Annotated in this window: 19 protein-coding genes and 2 pseudogenes; all 21 read left to right on the top strand. The window is 60.0% G+C overall.

Annotated features, from left to right (window positions below):
* Positions 1-149 precede the first annotated feature (149 nt).
* Entirely contained in the window at positions 150-887 is a 738-nt protein-coding gene (gene fabG / locus VDP61_RS07305) for a 3-oxoacyl-[acyl-carrier-protein] reductase (protein WP_323006287.1), read from the top strand.
* 275 nt (positions 888-1,162) lie between these two features.
* Positions 1,163-1,396, top strand: a complete 234-nt coding sequence (locus VDP61_RS07300; protein WP_323006286.1) for an acyl carrier protein — start codon at positions 1,163-1,165, stop codon at positions 1,394-1,396.
* A gap of 186 nt (positions 1,397-1,582) precedes the next feature.
* The gene (gene fabF, locus VDP61_RS07295) at positions 1,583-2,845 is read left to right on the top strand and encodes a beta-ketoacyl-ACP synthase II (protein ID WP_323006285.1); all 1,263 of its coding nucleotides are present in this window, start codon (positions 1,583-1,585) and stop codon (positions 2,843-2,845) included.
* On the top strand, positions 2,845-4,023 hold the full coding sequence (gene mltG, locus VDP61_RS07290; RefSeq protein ID WP_323006284.1) for an endolytic transglycosylase MltG: 1,179 nt from the start codon (positions 2,845-2,847) through the stop codon (positions 4,021-4,023). The genes fabF and mltG overlap by 1 nt, the downstream gene beginning before the upstream one ends.
* Before the next feature lie 231 nt (positions 4,024-4,254).
* Positions 4,255-4,548: a hypothetical protein gene (locus tag VDP61_RS07285; RefSeq protein WP_323006283.1), complete on the top strand. Its 294-nt coding sequence runs from the start codon at positions 4,255-4,257 to the stop codon at positions 4,546-4,548.
* A complete protein-coding gene (locus tag VDP61_RS07280) occupies positions 4,496-5,839 on the top strand; it encodes a DNA-packaging protein (RefSeq protein WP_323006282.1) in 1,344 nt (447 codons plus the stop codon). Before VDP61_RS07285 ends, VDP61_RS07280 begins: the two co-directional genes overlap by 53 nt.
* Before the next feature lie 108 nt (positions 5,840-5,947).
* On the top strand, positions 5,948-7,123 hold the full coding sequence (locus tag VDP61_RS07275) for a phage portal protein (protein WP_323006281.1): 1,176 nt from the start codon (positions 5,948-5,950) through the stop codon (positions 7,121-7,123).
* A complete protein-coding gene (locus VDP61_RS07270) occupies positions 7,120-7,368 on the top strand; it encodes a GTA head formation protein, RCAP_rcc01685 family (protein ID WP_323006280.1) in 249 nt (82 codons plus the stop codon). Before VDP61_RS07275 ends, VDP61_RS07270 begins: the two co-directional genes overlap by 4 nt.
* Positions 7,369-7,381: 13 nt before the next feature.
* On the top strand, positions 7,382-7,933 hold the full coding sequence (locus VDP61_RS07265) for an HK97 family phage prohead protease (RefSeq protein WP_323006404.1): 552 nt from the start codon (positions 7,382-7,384) through the stop codon (positions 7,931-7,933).
* A gap of 39 nt (positions 7,934-7,972) precedes the next feature.
* A complete protein-coding gene (locus tag VDP61_RS07260) occupies positions 7,973-9,181 on the top strand; it encodes a phage major capsid protein (protein ID WP_323006279.1) in 1,209 nt (402 codons plus the stop codon).
* A gap of 161 nt (positions 9,182-9,342) precedes the next feature.
* Positions 9,343-9,945, top strand: a complete 603-nt coding sequence (locus VDP61_RS07255; RefSeq protein ID WP_323006278.1) for a head-tail connector protein — start codon at positions 9,343-9,345, stop codon at positions 9,943-9,945.
* Positions 9,942-10,280 (top strand): head-tail adaptor protein, encoded by a 339-nt coding sequence (locus tag VDP61_RS07250; RefSeq protein ID WP_323006277.1) that lies wholly within the window; start codon positions 9,942-9,944, stop codon positions 10,278-10,280. The genes VDP61_RS07255 and VDP61_RS07250 overlap by 4 nt, the downstream gene beginning before the upstream one ends.
* A pseudogene (locus tag VDP61_RS07245) lies at positions 10,277-10,676 on the top strand (DUF3168 domain-containing protein). The gene VDP61_RS07250 and the pseudogene VDP61_RS07245 overlap by 4 nt, the downstream one beginning before the upstream one ends.
* A 47-nt stretch (positions 10,677-10,723) precedes the next feature.
* Positions 10,724-11,138: pseudogene (locus VDP61_RS07240) on the top strand (phage major tail protein, TP901-1 family).
* A 14-nt stretch (positions 11,139-11,152) separates the two neighbouring features.
* Complete coding sequence (locus VDP61_RS07235) at positions 11,153-11,473, top strand: gene transfer agent family protein (protein ID WP_323006276.1); 321 nt, start codon at positions 11,153-11,155, stop codon at positions 11,471-11,473.
* A complete protein-coding gene (locus tag VDP61_RS07230; protein ID WP_323006275.1) occupies positions 11,470-11,673 on the top strand; it encodes a rcc01693 family protein in 204 nt (67 codons plus the stop codon). The genes VDP61_RS07235 and VDP61_RS07230 overlap by 4 nt, the downstream gene beginning before the upstream one ends.
* Positions 11,666-12,319 (top strand): phage tail tape measure protein, encoded by a 654-nt coding sequence (locus VDP61_RS07225; RefSeq protein WP_323006274.1) that lies wholly within the window; start codon positions 11,666-11,668, stop codon positions 12,317-12,319. Before VDP61_RS07230 ends, VDP61_RS07225 begins: the two co-directional genes overlap by 8 nt.
* Before the next feature lie 9 nt (positions 12,320-12,328).
* The gene (locus VDP61_RS07220) at positions 12,329-12,961 is read left to right on the top strand and encodes a DUF2460 domain-containing protein (protein ID WP_323006273.1); all 633 of its coding nucleotides are present in this window, start codon (positions 12,329-12,331) and stop codon (positions 12,959-12,961) included.
* The gene (locus tag VDP61_RS07215; RefSeq protein WP_323006272.1) at positions 12,961-13,848 is read left to right on the top strand and encodes a DUF2163 domain-containing protein; all 888 of its coding nucleotides are present in this window, start codon (positions 12,961-12,963) and stop codon (positions 13,846-13,848) included. The genes VDP61_RS07220 and VDP61_RS07215 overlap by 1 nt, the downstream gene beginning before the upstream one ends.
* The gene (locus tag VDP61_RS07210) at positions 13,845-14,291 is read left to right on the top strand and encodes a peptidase (protein WP_323006271.1); all 447 of its coding nucleotides are present in this window, start codon (positions 13,845-13,847) and stop codon (positions 14,289-14,291) included. Before VDP61_RS07215 ends, VDP61_RS07210 begins: the two co-directional genes overlap by 4 nt.
* Positions 14,292-15,929 (top strand): baseplate multidomain protein megatron (locus VDP61_RS07205; RefSeq protein WP_323006270.1); only part of this gene is annotated, 1,638 nt, incomplete at its 3' end.

Below are 15,929 nucleotides of genomic sequence, written 5' to 3'. Positions count from 1 at the left end.
TGTCTGCCCCCCGAAGTCACTTTGCACGGCAAAGTGACACCCCCCGAGGATAGTTTTGCCGAACAGAAAGCTGGATGGCGCAGGGAAGGAAACCTGGGCGCGGTTCTGGACAGGACGCAGAGGCGTCAGGAAAAAAATGAGGATTTGGAATGTTTGATCTGACGGGTAAGAATGCGCTGATCACGGGCGCTTCGGGTGGTATTGGCGGCGATGTTGCGCGCATGTTGCATAAAGCGGGGGCGACGGTTGCCTTGTCGGGCACGCGAGCGGAGCCTTTGGAGGCGCTGGCGGCGGAGTTGGGCAGTCGCGCCCATGTAATGACGTGCAATCTGTCGGACGCAGCCTCGGTAGAGGCCTTGCCGAAAGCGGCCGCTGTGGCGATGGGATCGGTGGATGTGTTGGTGAACAATGCCGGAATCACGCGGGATAATTTGTTCATGCGGATGTCGGATGAGGAATGGGCTGATGTGCTGGAGGTCAATCTGACCTCGACGTTCCGGCTTTGCCGCGGTGTTTTGCGCGGGATGATGAAGGCGCGTTGGGGGCGGATCGTGAATATATCTTCGGTCGTCGGTGCGACGGGCAATCCGGGGCAGGCAAACTATGCGGCCAGCAAGGCGGGTATGGTGGGCATGTCGAAAAGCCTGGCCTATGAAGTGGCGAGTCGGGGCATTACGGTGAATTGCGTAGCGCCGGGGTTTATTACAACCGCAATGACTGAAAAGCTGACCGATGACCAGAAGGGCAAGATTTTGACTCAGGTGCCAGCCGGTCGGATGGGCGAGGCGGGCGAGATTGCGGCGGCCGTGCTGTATCTGGCCAGCACAGAGGCCGGCTATGTGACCGGGAGCACATTGCATGTGAATGGTGGGATGGCGATGATCTGAGGCAGACCCTTGGGTCTGTTTACAGGGAAATACGGGGGGGCGGTGCGGAATTCGTGCGGTTTTGCACCTGCCCCCTTGATTTGGGGAGGCGAAAGCGCCTAAATCCGACCAACCAAAAGCGTTTGCCAATGCCTTGGACTGTGCTATAGGCGGCGCTGACTAGGCCAGAACGTCAAAATCGCTTTGGTTTCCCGAGTGTCATCGGGATGAGCCGCTCTTTTGAGCATGAGAAAAAGATAGGGGACGTCTGTCCCGTCACTGCATGAGGAATTAACATGAGCGACATCGCTGACCGCGTAAAGAAGATCGTCGTCGAGCATCTGGGCGTCGAAGAGGACAAGGTAATTGAAAATGCCTCGTTCATTGACGATCTGGGCGCGGACAGCCTTGATACCGTTGAATTGGTCATGGCGTTTGAAGAAGAGTTCGGGATCGAGATTCCGGATGACGCCGCCGAGACCATTCAGACCTTTGGCGATGCGGTAAAGTTCATCTCGGGCGCCGTCTGAACGACGGATTGACCGAGAGTGGTTTTGAAAGGGCGTCCGTGGAGGGCGCCCTTTTTCATTGGCCAGATCAAGCCGATGTGGTGAAGGCCCCGGCGGGATTGTTGCGCCGGGGCCGCCCTGCGTGTATCAGGAATTCAAAAGGTAGGAGCCTCGTGAAATCATACGAGGGGAGAGAAGGAATTTGCGATGCGTCGAGTGGTTGTCACGGGACTTGGGATGGTAACGCCGCTGGCGTGCGGGGTGGAGGAAACCTGGAAACGGCTGATTGCCGGAGAGTCGGGGGCAGGGCCGATCACGCGCTTTGACCCTTCGGGTGTGATTACGCAATATGCGTGTGAAATTCCCTTGGGTGATGGCACGGATGGCACCTTTAACCCAGATGACTGGATGGAGCCGAAGGATCGTCGCAAGGTTGATGATTTTATCCTCTATGGCATGACGGCGGCGGTGCAGGCGGTGCGTGATTCCGGTTGGGAGCCGCAGACCGAAGACCAGAAATGCCGCACCGGTGTGATGATCGGTTCGGGCATTGGTGGCTTGTCGTCGATTGCGGAAACGGCAGTGTTGATCAAGGACCGTGGGGCCAAGCGGGTCAGCCCGTTCTTTATTCCGGGCGCGCTGATCAATCTGGTGTCTGGGCAGGTTTCAATTCGCTTTGGCTTTAAGGGGCCGAACCATGCGGTGGTGACAGCCTGTTCGACGGGGGCGCATGCAATCGGGGATGCCGCACGCATGATCGCGTTTGATGATGCCGATGTGATGGTGGCCGGCGGTGCCGAAAGCCCGATTTCAGAGATTGGCATTGCCGGCTTCAATGCCTGCAAGGCGCTGTCCACCAAGCGCGCCGATGACCCGACCAAAGCATCCCGGCCGTATGATACGGATCGGGACGGGTTTGTCATGGGCGAAGGCGCGGGTGTTGTGGTGCTGGAGGAATACGAACATGCCAAGGCGCGTGGCGCAAGGATTTATGCCGAAGTCTTGGGATACGGGCTTTCGGGCGATGCCTATCATATTACCGCACCAAGCGAGGATGGTGATGGCGGCTATCGCAGCATGGCGATGGCGATCAAGCGCGCTGGGCTGACGCCGGGCGATATTGATTATATCAACGCGCATGGCACAAGCACGATGGCCGATACGATCGAATTGGGCGCGGTAGAGCGGCTTATGGGCGATGCGGCCGCGGGGATTACGATGTCATCCACCAAATCGGCAATCGGCCATTTGCTGGGAGCTGCGGGCGCGGTTGAGGCGATTTTCTGTATTTTGGCGATTCGTGACCAAGTGGCACCGCCGACGATCAACCTGGATAATCCGGCTGTTGCGCCAAAGCTGGATTTGGCAGCGAACAAGGCGGTGGCACGGAAAATTGACGTGGCGCTGTCCAACTCTTTCGGCTTTGGGGGCACGAATGCCAGCCTGATCATGGGGAAGGTGCGCGCATAATGTGGAAGGCTATTGCGTCCAACGCGTTGACATTGTTCATTGTCTTACTTGTCTTGGCCTCGGGGTTGTTGGCTTGGGGGCGCCAGGAGTATTCTGGGCCTGGGCCTTTGGTTGATGCGGTCTGTGTCAAAGTGGATCGGGGGGCATCGCTTTCCTCGGTAAGCAGAACTTTGGAAACCAATGGCGTGATTTCTGACGCGCGGATTTTTCGGATTGGTGCGGATTATTCCGGCCAGGGCCGGGACTTGAAGTTTGGCAGCTATTTGGTGCCAGCCGGCGCGTCGATGGCGCAGGTTCTGGAAATCGTGACAGCAGGCGGGCAATCGACCTGTGGGCGCGAGGTGAACTTTCGGATCGGGATTGCATCGGCTGATGTGATTTTGCGCGAGCTGGACGCGGCAACAAACCGCTATGTTGAAGTGGTATCCTTTGACCCGACCGCAGACGCAGCACCGCAAGCCTATGTGGATGCGGTGGATGACAAGGATCTGCGCTACCGGGTGACACTGGCCGAAGGGGTGACGGCGTGGCAGGTGGTAGAAATGCTGCGCCGGGCCGAGTTTCTGGACGGGACAATAGCCGAAAAACCGCCGGAGGGCAGCCTTGCGCCCGATAGCTATGAGGTGACGCGCGGCGGCGATCGTGCGGCACTGGTGGCTTTGATGCAAGAAAAACAGGCCAAAATTTTAGCAGAGCTGTGGGCGGATCGGGCCGATGGTCTGCCTTATGATACGCCAGAGGCGGCGTTGATCATGGCCTCGATTGTTGAAAAAGAAACCGGAATACCCGAAGAGCGCAAACAGGTGGCCAGCGTCTTCGTGAACCGTTTGCGCAAGGATATGAAGCTGCAGACCGACCCGACGGTGATTTATGGCGTGACCAAGGGGGAGGGCATTTTGGGACGCGGATTGCGGCAATCGGAGTTGCAGCGCGAAACCCCCTATAACACCTATGTTATTACCGGCCTGCCGCCGACACCGATTGCCAACCCCGGCCGGTTGAGCATTGAGGCCGCGCTGCACCCCGATGACACGCCGTTCATCTTCTTTGTGGCCGATGGATCGGGCGGCCATGCCTTTGCGGAAACACTGGAAGAGCATAACGCCAATGTGGTGAAATGGCGGGCAATCGAAGCCGAACAAGGCAAGGCGGCCGAGGGCGGTGTGCAGGGTAATTGAGTTGTTTCGTTAACGCAATGTGAACGGTAAGTCCTGCTAACGCCTTGATTTACAATTGAAATAACTTGACTTGCCGCACGGTCTGCGGTATGACTTGTGACATGCTAGAAGACGTGGGCAAGCGGCCCGGGGGTGACCCCGGTGCCGCTTTTTCATGTCGCTCGTACGGGCAGCGAGAAAGGCATGTGCATAAAACCAATGACAGTGAATTTCCTAGGGGCAGACGGGCAGATGGCAGAATTGCTGGAGGCCACGGAAGAGATGTTTCGCGATGCTGGCTTAGGGCTGGCGCGGGCGGTGAAGGCGGCAAAATCGGGGACGACGGGCGATGCCAAGGCAGCATTGCAAGCGGCCCGCGATTTGAAAGCGGCCTTCCAACTGGTTATGGATGAAAGGACCAAAATTGAAAAACTCCGTAAAGAAACTGTTGGTGTCATCGGGGAAGATATCCTCGACCTTGACGCCGCGCGTGATGAAATCGGGCGCAGGTTGGCTCGCCTCCGCGACGCCGGAGGTGGTGAGTGAATTTTTGGCGGGATTAAGTGACAATGCGCTGCTGTCCTTGCCATGGATGTTTGAGTTTTGGGCCTTGCCGCACCAGTTGCCCCCCGAGGGGGCCTGGAAAAGCTGGGTGATCATGGGGGGGCGCGGGGCAGGGAAAACCCGCGCCGGGGCGGAATGGGTGCGCGCCCAGGTCGAGGGCGCGTTGCCCGGTGATCCGGGACTGGCGAGCCGGGTCGCGCTGGTGGGCGAAACCGTCGATCAGGTGCGCGATGTGATGGTGTTCGGCGATAGCGGGATATTGGCCTGCTCGCCCCCCGACCGCCGCCCGAAATGGGAGGCGGGACGAGAGCGCTTGGTCTGGGACAACGGGGCTACGGCAATGGTCTATTCCGCGCATAACCCCGAAAAGCTGCGTGGCCCGCAATTTGATGCAGCCTGGGTGGATGAATTGGCGAAGTGGCCAAACGCACAGAACACCTGGGACATGCTGCAATTTGCGCTGCGGCTGGGCGCGCATCCGCAGCAGGTGGTGACGACAACGCCGAAGAATGTGGAGGTGTTGAAAGCGGTGCTGAAAAACCCGTCTACGGTTTCGACCCATGCGCCAACGCAAGCCAACCGTGCCAATCTGGCGGCGTCTTTTCTGGAAGAGGTCGAGCGGCGCTATGCCGGGACTGCGATGGGGCGGCAGGAAATGGAGGGCGTGCTGCTGGAGGAAGCCGAGGGCGCGATGTGGTCCCTGACGCGGCTGGAAGCCGGGCGGGTGGAGCGTGCGCCAGCCCTGAGCCGGGTCGTGGTGGCGGTGGACCCGCCGGTAACAGGGCATGCGGGTTCGGACGAATGCGGAATCCTGGTGGTGGGGGCGGTGACGGAGGGGCCGCCACAGACTTGGCGCGCCTATGTTCTGGAGGATGCCAGCGTCAAATCCGCCTCGCCCGATACCTGGGCGCGGGCGGTGATTGGCGCCAAAGAACGCCATCAGGCCGACCGCGTGGTGGCCGAGGTGAACCAGGGCGGCGATATGGTGGAAAGCATCATGCGCCAGATTGACCCTTTGGTGGCGTATCGCGCGGTGCGGGCGACGCGGGGCAAGACGGTGCGGGCCGAGCCTGTGGCGGCGCTGTATGAGCAAGGCCGGGTGCTGCATTTGCCCAATCTTGGCAAGCTGGAGGACCAGATGTGTCTGATGACGGCAACGGGCTATCAGGGCAAGGGCAGCCCCGACCGTGTGGATGCGCTGGTCTGGGCGCTGACGGATTTGATTCTGGATGCTTCGGCCACATGGCAACGCCCCACCGTTCGCCCACTTTAACGCTTTTTAATCAAATAGGTTCAGATTTGGTTTCAAGCCGAGGGGCAAGGGCGCCCCGGACGGGGCCAAGCGTTCGGACCCAGAAAACGACAAAAGGAGCTGACCCAGATGGTTTTCGATTTCCTGAAACGCAGTGAGGTTGCGGTGCCGGAACAAAAGGCGTCGGCCAGCGGGCCGGTGATCAACTACTCCAGCTCGGGGCGGGTGGCATGGAGCCCGCGCGATACGGTCAGCTTGACCAAGACGGGCTTTCTTGGCAATCCGATCGGGTTTCGTGCGGTCAAGCTGATTGCGGAGACGGCGGCCTCGATGCCACTGGTCTTGCAAGACTGCGAGCGGCGGTTTGAGGTGCATCCTTTGCTGACGCTGATGCGGCGGCCCAACCCGTTGCAGGGGCGTGCCGAGCTGTTCGAGGCGCTTTATGGCCAGCTTTTGCTGTCGGGCAACGCCTATATCGAGGCGGTACAGGGGGCCGAGGTGCTGCCGGGCGAGTTGCATGTGCTGCGATCAGACCGGATGAGCCTGGTGCCGGGGGCGGATGGCTGGCCGGTGGCCTATGACTATACGGTTGGCAACCGCAAGCACCGCTTTGATATGACGGGCGGGTTAAACCCCATTTGCCATATTCGCAACTTTCATCCGCAAGATGACCATTATGGGTTTTCACCGATGCAAGCGGCGGCAGTGGCGCTGGATGTGCATGTTGCGGCTTCGCACTGGTCCAAGGCGCTGCTGGATAATGCGGCAAGACCCAGCGGCGCCTTTGTGTACAAGGGTGCGGATGGGCAATCGCAGCTTTCCAACGACCAATACGACCGCCTGCTGAATGAAATGGCCTCACATCATCAGGGCGCGCGCAATGCAGGGCGGCCGATGTTGCTGGAAGGTGGGCTGGATTGGAAGCCAATGGGGTTCAGCCCTTCGGACATGGAATTCCAGAAAACCAAAGAGGCTGCTGCGCGAGAAATTGCAATTGCCTTTGGGGTGCCTCCGATGCTGCTGGGGATACCGGGCGACGCGACCTATGCCAATTATCAAGAAGCAAATCGCGCCTTTTTTCGGCTTACGGTGCTGCCACTGGTAACCAAGGTTACGGCGAACCTGTCGCATTGGTTGTCGAGCTTCAGCGGCGAGGAAGTGGAACTGAAGCCCGACCTGGATCAGGTTCATGCCCTGGCATCGGAACGTGACCAGCAATGGGCGCGCGTGGGGGCGGCAGATTTTCTGACCCCGGCAGAAAAACGGACAATTCTGGGGTTGCCTGTTTTGGTGGTGGATGAATGAGCCTGCGGGGCAAAGAGGCCGGCGGTTCGCGCTATCTGTATGACAGTTTTGACGCGGCGCAAGCGCGGATAGAGGCGAATGAACGGGTGGCCGAGCAACGCTGGTCAGGGCTGGAATACAGGCTTGGACAGATTGAAGGCACGCTGGAGCGGTTGGAGCGGCGGATCTGGTTGGGCGTTTATGGGGTTGCGGCCTTTCTGCTGGCGCAGGGGGCCGAGGCGGTGCTGAAGGCAGCGATGAGGTGAAATAATGGGAAATATGGATAATCACGGCGCGCCCGAGCGCAAGTATCAAGCCCCTGAGGCGGGGTTGATTGTAACCGATGGGGCAGCGGTTGAGGGCTATGCCAGCCTGTTCGGAAAGCGGGATCAGGGGGGCGACGTGGTGCAAAAAGGCGCTTATGCCATTAGCCTGAAGGCACTGGCAAAGGCAGGGCGCCGGGTGAAAATGCTATGGCAGCATGACCCGTCACAGCCGATTGGCGTGTGGGATGAGGTGCATGAGGATGCGACCGGTCTTTATGTCAAGGGCCGCATTTTGACCGATGTGGGCAAGGGGCGCGAGGCGGCGGCCCTGTTGGCGGCGGGTGCGATTGATGGGCTTTCCATCGGCTATCGCACCTTGCGCGCCGAGAAGGATGGCAAGGGCCAACGGCTTTTGTCGGAACTGGAGCTTTGGGAGGTGTCTTTGGTGACCTTTCCGATGCTTGCCGAGGCGCGGGTGGCGGCCAAAGCCGATGCGCCGGATGAAGACTGGCACAGTATGGCGCAACTTTTTGACGAGGCGCGCCGGGAGTTGGCCGACCGCTAGCGCGGCCTTTCACGACTGAAACCCAAGAAGGAAATGATGATGACCGAGACAAAGGCTCGGGCCGGGGAAGTTATCCCTAGCGCCCCCGAAACGGCCCTGCATCCGGGTGCGGAAGTGAAAACCGCCATGACCGGATTTTTGAAAGAATTCAGCGGCTTTCGGGCCGAAGTGAAGACAGCGTTGAAACAACAGGAAGAGCGTATGACCATGCTTGATCGCAAAACAATGACTTACGGACGCCCCGCGCTTTCGGCGCAGGCCGAGGTGAATGTGCCACATATCAAGGCGTTTGACGCCTATCTGCGCAGCGGTGATGATGACGGGCTGCGCGGCCTGGTGCTGGAAGGCAAGGCGCTGAATACGGCGGTGAATGGCGATGGCGGTTTCCTTGTGGACCCGCAGACCGCAGATACGATCAAGTCGATGCTGGTTTCGACCTCGTCGATCCGGGCGATTGCCAATGTGGTGAATGTGGAATCGTCCAGCTTTGATGTCCTGATTGATCGCACTGAAGTTGGCAGCGGCTGGGCAACTGAATTGGGTGCGCAGCTTGAAACCGCCTCGCCCACGATCGAGCGCATTTCCATCCGCTTGCACGAATTGTCAGCGATGCCAAAGGCAAGCCAGCGTTTGCTGGATGATAGCGCCTTTGACGTGGAAGGTTGGCTTGCCGGCAAGATTGCGACCCGGTTTATCCGTGCGGAATCGGCGGCGTTTGTATCTGGCGATGGTGTGGACAAACCCAAAGGGTTCTTGTTGCCGGCAAAGGTGGCGAATGCGTCCTGGGCCTGGGGCAGCCTTGGCTATGTGGCGACCGGTGCTGCGGGTGATTTTGCGGCCAGCAACGCAGCGGATGCGATTATCAACCTGGTGTATTCCTTGTCGGCGACTTACCGCGCCAATGGCACCTTTGTCATGAACTCCAAAACCGCGGGGGCCGTGCGCAAGATGAAAGATGCCGATGGGCGCTTTCTTTGGTCGGACGGTCTTTCGGCGGGCGAGCCGGCGCGGTTGATGGGCTATGGGGTGCTGATTTGCGAGGATATGCCGGATATCGCCGCCAATGCCTATGCGATTGCCTTTGGCGATTTTGCGAGCGGCTATACCATTGCAGAGCGCCCGGATCTGCGCGTGATGCGTGACCCCTTCAGCGCCAAGCCGCATGTTCTGTTCTACGCTACCAAGCGCGTGGGCGGTGATGTTTCCGACTTTGCTGCGATCAAACTGCTGAAATTCGCCGTGTCCTGACCGGCATGCGCGAAGGCCCGCCCCCCTGATCGGGGTCGGGTTTTGGGCGCGCACTGGGGTTTGGCCCTGACCCGGGTCGTCTAGCTGCTCCCTCCCGACCGAGCGATGCGGGGTGTGCGCCCAAGTTTTGTCTTTGAGCGTTGGTAATATCGGAGAATGGAATGATGTTGATCGAGCAAACAACGGTTCCCACGCTGGCCTTGCCAGTGCAGGCGCTGAAAAACCATCTGCGGCTAGGCACCGGGTTTGCCGATGACGGGATGCAGGATGGCTTGATTGAAAGCTATTTGCGGGCCGCGATGGCGGTGATCGAGGGGCGCATCGGTAAAGTTCTGATTGCGCGCTTGTTCAAGTGGAGTCTGGAGGATTGGCGAGCAGGTGGCGAGCAGGCGCTGCCGGTCGCGCCGGTTGCCAGCATTGAGCAGATTTCGCTTCTGGACCGTGACGGCAATGCGCAGACGGTTCCGGCGGCATTGTATCGTTTGGTTCAAGATATGCACCGGCCCCGTGTGCAGGCGGCCGGATTCATGCTGCCGCAGGTGCCAATGGGTGGCGGGATCGAGATTGAGTTTGTTGCCGGGTTTGGCCCGGCCTGGGTTGATGTGCCCGCCGATCTGGCGCAGGCAGTTCTGATGTTGTCGGCAGAATATTATGAGCGCCGGCATGAGGGTGGCTTGCGCGCTGATGCCGGCCTGCCCTTTGGCGTGGTTGCGTTGATTGAACGGTGGCGCACGGTGCGCGTGCTTGGCGGGGCAGGCGCATGAAGGCGGTCCATCTGTCCCGTGCCCTGGTGTTGGAACAGGCGGTTGAAAATTCTGATGGAATGGGGGGCATTACCCTGACATGGGCCGCGATTGGTACGCTTTGGGCAGAGGTATTGCCCGGAACCGGGCGCGACACCGCGGGCGAGGAGGTGGTTCTTTCTACTGTGCCGTACCGCATTACGGTGCGGGGGGCGCCACAGGGGGCGGCATCGCGCCCTAAGGTGGGGCAACGGTTTTGTGATGGATCGCGGGTGTTCACCATTCTGGCGGTGACCGAGCGCGATGAGGCCGCACGCTATCTTGTGTGCTTTGTGCGAGAGGAGATCCCGACATGAGTTATGGGGCGGCGGCAGCGCTTCAGGCTGCTATTTACACGCGCCTGACATCAACCCCGGCGTTGGTTGGCGTGCCCGTGGTCGATGCGATGCCCTCGGGGGGGGGGCACGGGGACGTTTGTGCTGATTGGGCCGGAAGATGTGCTGGATCAATCGGACAAAAGCGGCGGTGGGGCCGAGCATCGGCTGACGGTTGCGGTGATCAGTGACTTTGCGGGCTTCAAGGCGGCAAAGGATGTGGCGGTTGCGGTATCGGACGCGCTGATTGACGCGCCTATGGCTTTGACGCGGGGGCATTTGGTAGGTCTGCGGTTTTTGCGGGCCAAGGCGGTGCGGCTGGATGAGGGCGGCACCCGCCGGATTGACCTGAGCTTTCGGGCACGGGTCGAAGACTGACGCTTTGTGCCCCCAAGGGGCGTGACTTTTGCAAATGGAGATGTGCGATGGCTGTTCAGAACGGCAAGGACCTGTTGATCAAACTGGATATGGTCGGCGACGGTAGCTTTGAAACGATTGCGGGGCTGCGCGCCACGCGGATCAGTTTCAACGCCGAAACGGTGGATGTGACGAGCCTGGAAAGCCAGGGGGGGGTGGCGTGAATTGCTGGCGGGGGCTGGGGTGAAGACGGCCTCTATCTCGGGCTCTGGTGTGTTTCGTGATGCCAGCACGGATGAAAGGGCGCGCCAGATTTTCTTTGACGGTGAAATCCCGTTGTTTCAGGTGATCATCCCGGATTTTGGCGTGGTCGAGGGGGCGTTTCAGCTTTCATCCATTGAATATGCGGGCAGCCATAACGGCGAGGCGACCTATGAAATGACCCTGGCCTCGGCTGGTGCGCTGACCTTTGTGGCGTTGTGAAGGTGGGGGCGGGGATGGCGAACCCATGGGCTGGCGAAGTAGCGGTTAGCCTGGATGGCACGCGCCATGTGGCCAAGCTGACGCTGGGGGCGCTGGCCGAGTTGGAGGCGGTGCTGGAAACCGGTTCCCTGATTGAATTGGTGGAAAGGTTTGAGGCCGGGCGGTTTTCAACGCGCGATGTGCTGGCCTTGCTGGTGGCCGGGCTGCGCGGCGGCGGTTGGCAAGGCAGCGCGGCGGACCTGCGCACTGTTGAAATTGGCGGTGGCCCGATTGAGGCGGCACGGGCGGCGGCCGAGTTGCTGGCGCGGGCGTTTTCCACGCCGGGTGAAACGTGACCGGGATTGATTGGGCCGCGCTGATGCAGGTGGGCCTGCACGGGCTGGGGATGCAGCCAGAGGCATTCTGGCGGCTGACGCCGGTAGAGTTGCGCATCAAGCTGGGCGTGCAGCCGGGTGCCGGCCCATTGACCCGCACGCGCCTTGATGAGCTGGCGCGTGCCTTTCCAGATGTGAAGAAGGAGCCGAAAATTGGCTGATATATCGGGTTTAGAAGATCAGATTGCGGCGCTGGAAGTCTCGCTTGATGGTGCGGGTGGCATGGTGGGCGCCTTCGAGGGGGAGCTGTCGCGGATGCGTGAGAGCCTGGTGTTCACCGGGCGCGAGGTGAATACCCTGTCGACCAGCATAGGAGGCGGTTTGCGAAGGGCCTTTGACGGGTTGGTGTTCGACGGTGTGAAGCTGTCAGATGCGTTGCGCGGCGTGGCCCAGACCATGATGGACACGGTCTATTCGGTGGCGATGAAGCCGGTACAGAACGCGCTGGGTGGCCTGGTGGCAAACGGTATGAACTCGCTTTTGGGCGGGCTGATGCCCTTTGCCGATGGCGCGAGTTTCTCGCAAGGCCGGGTGATGCCCTTTGCAAAGGGCGGCGTTGTGGCGCAGCCCACCAACTTTCCGATGCGTGGCGGCATGGGCCTGATGGGTGAGGCGGGGCCAGAGGCGATCATGCCGCTGGCGCGCGGTGCGGATGGGCGGCTGGGTGTGCAAGCGGCGGGCGGTGGGCGTGCGGTGACGGTGGTGATGAATATATCCACCCCCGATGTCGCGGGCTTTCAGCGCTCTCAAAGTCAGATCGCGGCGCAGGCGTCACGCGCGCTGGGGCGTGGGCAACGGAACAGGTAAGGACGGATTATGGGCTTTCATGAAATACGGTTTCCGGCATCCTTGAGCTTTGGGTCGTTCGGTGGGCCTGAGCGGCGCACCGAGATCGTGACGCTGGCCAATGGGTTTGAAGAACGCAACACGCCCTGGGCCCATTCGCGCCGGCGGTATGACGCGGGTGTCAGCCTGCGCAGTCTTGATGATGTCGAGGCGCTGATCGCGTTTTATGAGGCCCGCCGTGGCCAGTTGTTTGGCTTTCGATGGAAGGATTGGTCGGATTTCAAGTCTTGCCTGCCGTCAAAGCTGCCTTCGGCTGTGGACCAGCTTATCGGGCGTGGCGATGGTGCGCGCCTGACGTTTTCGCTGTCCAAAACTTACGAATCCGGAGAGCAAAGCTATACGCGCCCGATTGTGAAGCCGGTTCTGGGTACGGTTTTGGTGGCGATTGCGGGTGATCCAAAGGTCGAGTTGCTTGAATTCTCGGTTGACACAACCACGGGCGAGATTGTGTTTCCGACGCCACCCGATCCGGGGGTACGGATTACGGCCGGGTTTGAATTTGATGTTCCGGTGCGGTTTGATACTGACCGGATTCAGACTTCGGTTGCGTCATTCAAGGCGGGCGAAGTGCCAAGCGTTCCCGTGATGGAGCTACGGGTTTGATGGCGCGGGCACAGGGGCTATATGCGCATCTGGCATCGGGCACGACCACCGTTTGCCATGCCTGGGAAATCTTGCGCAAGGATGGCGTGTGGTTCGGGTTTACTGACCATGATGCCGATCTTTCCTTTGGCGGCCAGACCTATAAGGCCAATTCGGGTTTGACGGCGCGGGCCTTGCAACAAACAACGGGGCTTTCGGTTGATAATACTGAGGCCGCCGGGGCCCTGTCGGATCTTGCGGTGAGCGAGGCCGATATTCTGGCTGGCCGTTTTGATGGCGCGATCCTGACGGGGTGGCAGCTGAACTGGGCCAATCCCGAAGAGCGTATCGTGGCATTTCGCGGCACGATTGGCGAGATCACACGCGCGGGGGGGGCCTTTCAGGCGGAACTGCGCGGGTTGACCGAAGCGTTGAACCAACCACAGGGCCGCGCATTTCAGCGCAGTTGTCCTGCGGTTCTGGGCGATGCGAAATGTGGGTTTGACCTGTCGCAGCCGGGGTTCGCGGTGGAGATTGCGATCGAGACGATTTCGGACAATCGCATCTTGGGCTTTGCCAGCCTTGCTGGCTTTGAGGATCGCTGGTTTGAAAAGGGGCGTCTTGTCGTGCTGTCCGGCAGCGGCGAAGGGGTGATCGGGATCATCAAGAACGATCGGGTTTTTGAAGCCGGGCGCAAGGTCGAACTATGGCAGGATATTGGCCCGAAACTGCAGCCGGGTGATTTGGTTCGTCTGGAGGCGGGCTGTGACAAGCGCGACGAAACCTGCCGCCTGAAGTTTGCGAATTTTCTGAACTTTCGGGGATTTCCAGATATTCCGGGCGAAGACTGGCTGACCTCTTATCCAACATCTTCGCAGCAAAACAACGGTGGGAGCCTGGTGCGATGACCCCACATCAAAGCCGTATCGTTGCCGAGGCGCGGAGCTGGATCGGCACCGCTTATGTGCATCAGGCCAGTTGCAAAGGCGCTGGAACAGACTGTCTTGGTTTGTTGCGCGGTGTCTGGAGGGCGGTGCTGGGGCCCGAACCGGAACGCGCACCTGCCTATACCGCCGATTGGTCTGAGCCGGGGCGCGATGAGGTTTTGTTGCGCACGGCGCAGCGATGGTTGCGGCCGGTTGCCGCTGGGGCCGAAGCGCCGGGGGATGTTTTGCTGTTTCGGATGCGGGCGGGAAGCGTTGCCAAGCACCTTGGAATCGCGGGGCAACTTGGCCCTGCGCCTAGCTTTATCCATGCCTATACCGGGCATGGTGTCATTGAAAGCCCGCTGTCAGAGCCGTGGGCGCGACGCGTGGTTGCGCGGTTTGAATTACCACAAGGAGTGCTGTGAATGGCGACGATTCTGCTATCAGCTGTAGGTGCCGCTGCAGGCGCCGGGTTTGGCGGTACGGTTCTGGGCCTGTCTGGTGCCGTTATCGGGCGCGCTGTGGGGGCGACTTTGGGGCGGATTATTGACCAGCGCCTGATGGGCGCGGGGTCGGAGACAGTGGAAACCGGGCGAATTGAGCGGTTTCGCCTGACGGGCGCATCAGAGGGCGCAGCCGTGCCGCAGATTTACGGGCGTATGCGCACCGCAGGACATATCATATGGGCCACCCGTTTCGAAGAGACGTCAACTACGCAGACGCAAGGCGGTGGCAAGGGGGCGCCTCGGCAGCCAAAATTGACCACCCATACCTATTCCTACAGCGTCAGCTTTGCGGTCGCGCTGTGCGAAGGTGAAATATCGACCATCGGCAGGGTTTGGGCGGATGGGGTGGAAATCAACCCGGAGTCAATCAACCTGCGCGTCTACAGCGGCACAGAGCATCAGTTGCCCGACCCAAAGATCGAGGCGGTCGAAGGGGCGGGCAATGCCCCGGCCTATCGTGGCATTGCCTATGCGGTGATCGAAGATCTTGACCTTGCGCGTTTTGGGAACCGTGTGCCGCAAATGACGTTTGAGGTGATGCGTCCAGCACAGGGGCAATATGCGGATACGACAACCGATTTGACGCGCGCTGTGCGGGCGGTTGCGATGATGCCAGGTACGGGCGAATATACCCTGGCCACAACTGCGTTGCATTACAATGACGGGCCGGGTTTAAGCCGTAGCGCGAATGTGAATTCGGCCTCTGGCAAAAGCGATTTTGCGACAGCGCTGGGGCAATTGCGCGGAGAGTTGCCGAATGTAACCTCTGTTTCGCTGATTGTATCCTGGTTTGGCAGTGATTTGCGCTGTGCAGAGTGTTCGATCCAGCCAAAGGTTGAACAGGCCACTCAGGATGCGACCGGGATGCAATGGCGGGCTGGGGGCATTGCGCGGGGGCAAGCCAGTGTGATTGCACAAAACGCCGGGCGGTCGATTTATGGGGGCACTCCGTCCGATGCCTCGGTGATTGAGGCGATAACAGCCCTGCGCACTGGTGGCCAAGAGGTCATGTTCTATCCGTTTATCCTGATGGATCAGTTGGATGGAAACAGCTTGCCGGACCCTTATTCCGACGCATTGACACAGCCCAAACTGCCTTGGCGTGGGCGGATCACCCTATCTGCGGCGCCCGGCCGTGCGGCAAGCCCGGATCAAAGCGCAGCGGCTGAAAGTGAGGTTGCCGCGTTTTTTGGAACCGCCGCTGTGTCGGATTTCACGGTTTCGGGCAATGGAGTCACCTATTCAGGCCCGGCAGAGTGGCGCTACCGGCGCTTCATTCTGCATTATGCCCATCTTTGCGTTGCGGCCGGTGGGGTTGATGCGTTTTGCATCGGCTCTGAAATGCGGGGTTTGACCCAGATTCGCGGGGCCGCTGGTAGTTTTCCGGCGGTGGCGGCCTTGCGCCAGCTTGCCGCCGATGTGCGCAGCATTCTGGGGCCGAACACCAAGATTTCCTATGCCGCCGATTGGACTGAATATTTCGGCTATCAGACCGGGGGGGATGTCTATTTCCACCTTGATCCGCTTTGGGCGGATGCAAATATAGATTTTATCGGC

The sequence above is a fragment of the Pseudorhodobacter sp. genome (assembly GCF_034675685.1).
In the GTDB taxonomy this organism is placed as follows: Bacteria; Pseudomonadota; Alphaproteobacteria; order Rhodobacterales; family Rhodobacteraceae; genus Pseudorhodobacter.
The sequence above is the reverse complement of the archived record's forward strand: the minus strand, read 5'-3'. Positions and strand labels throughout refer to the sequence as shown.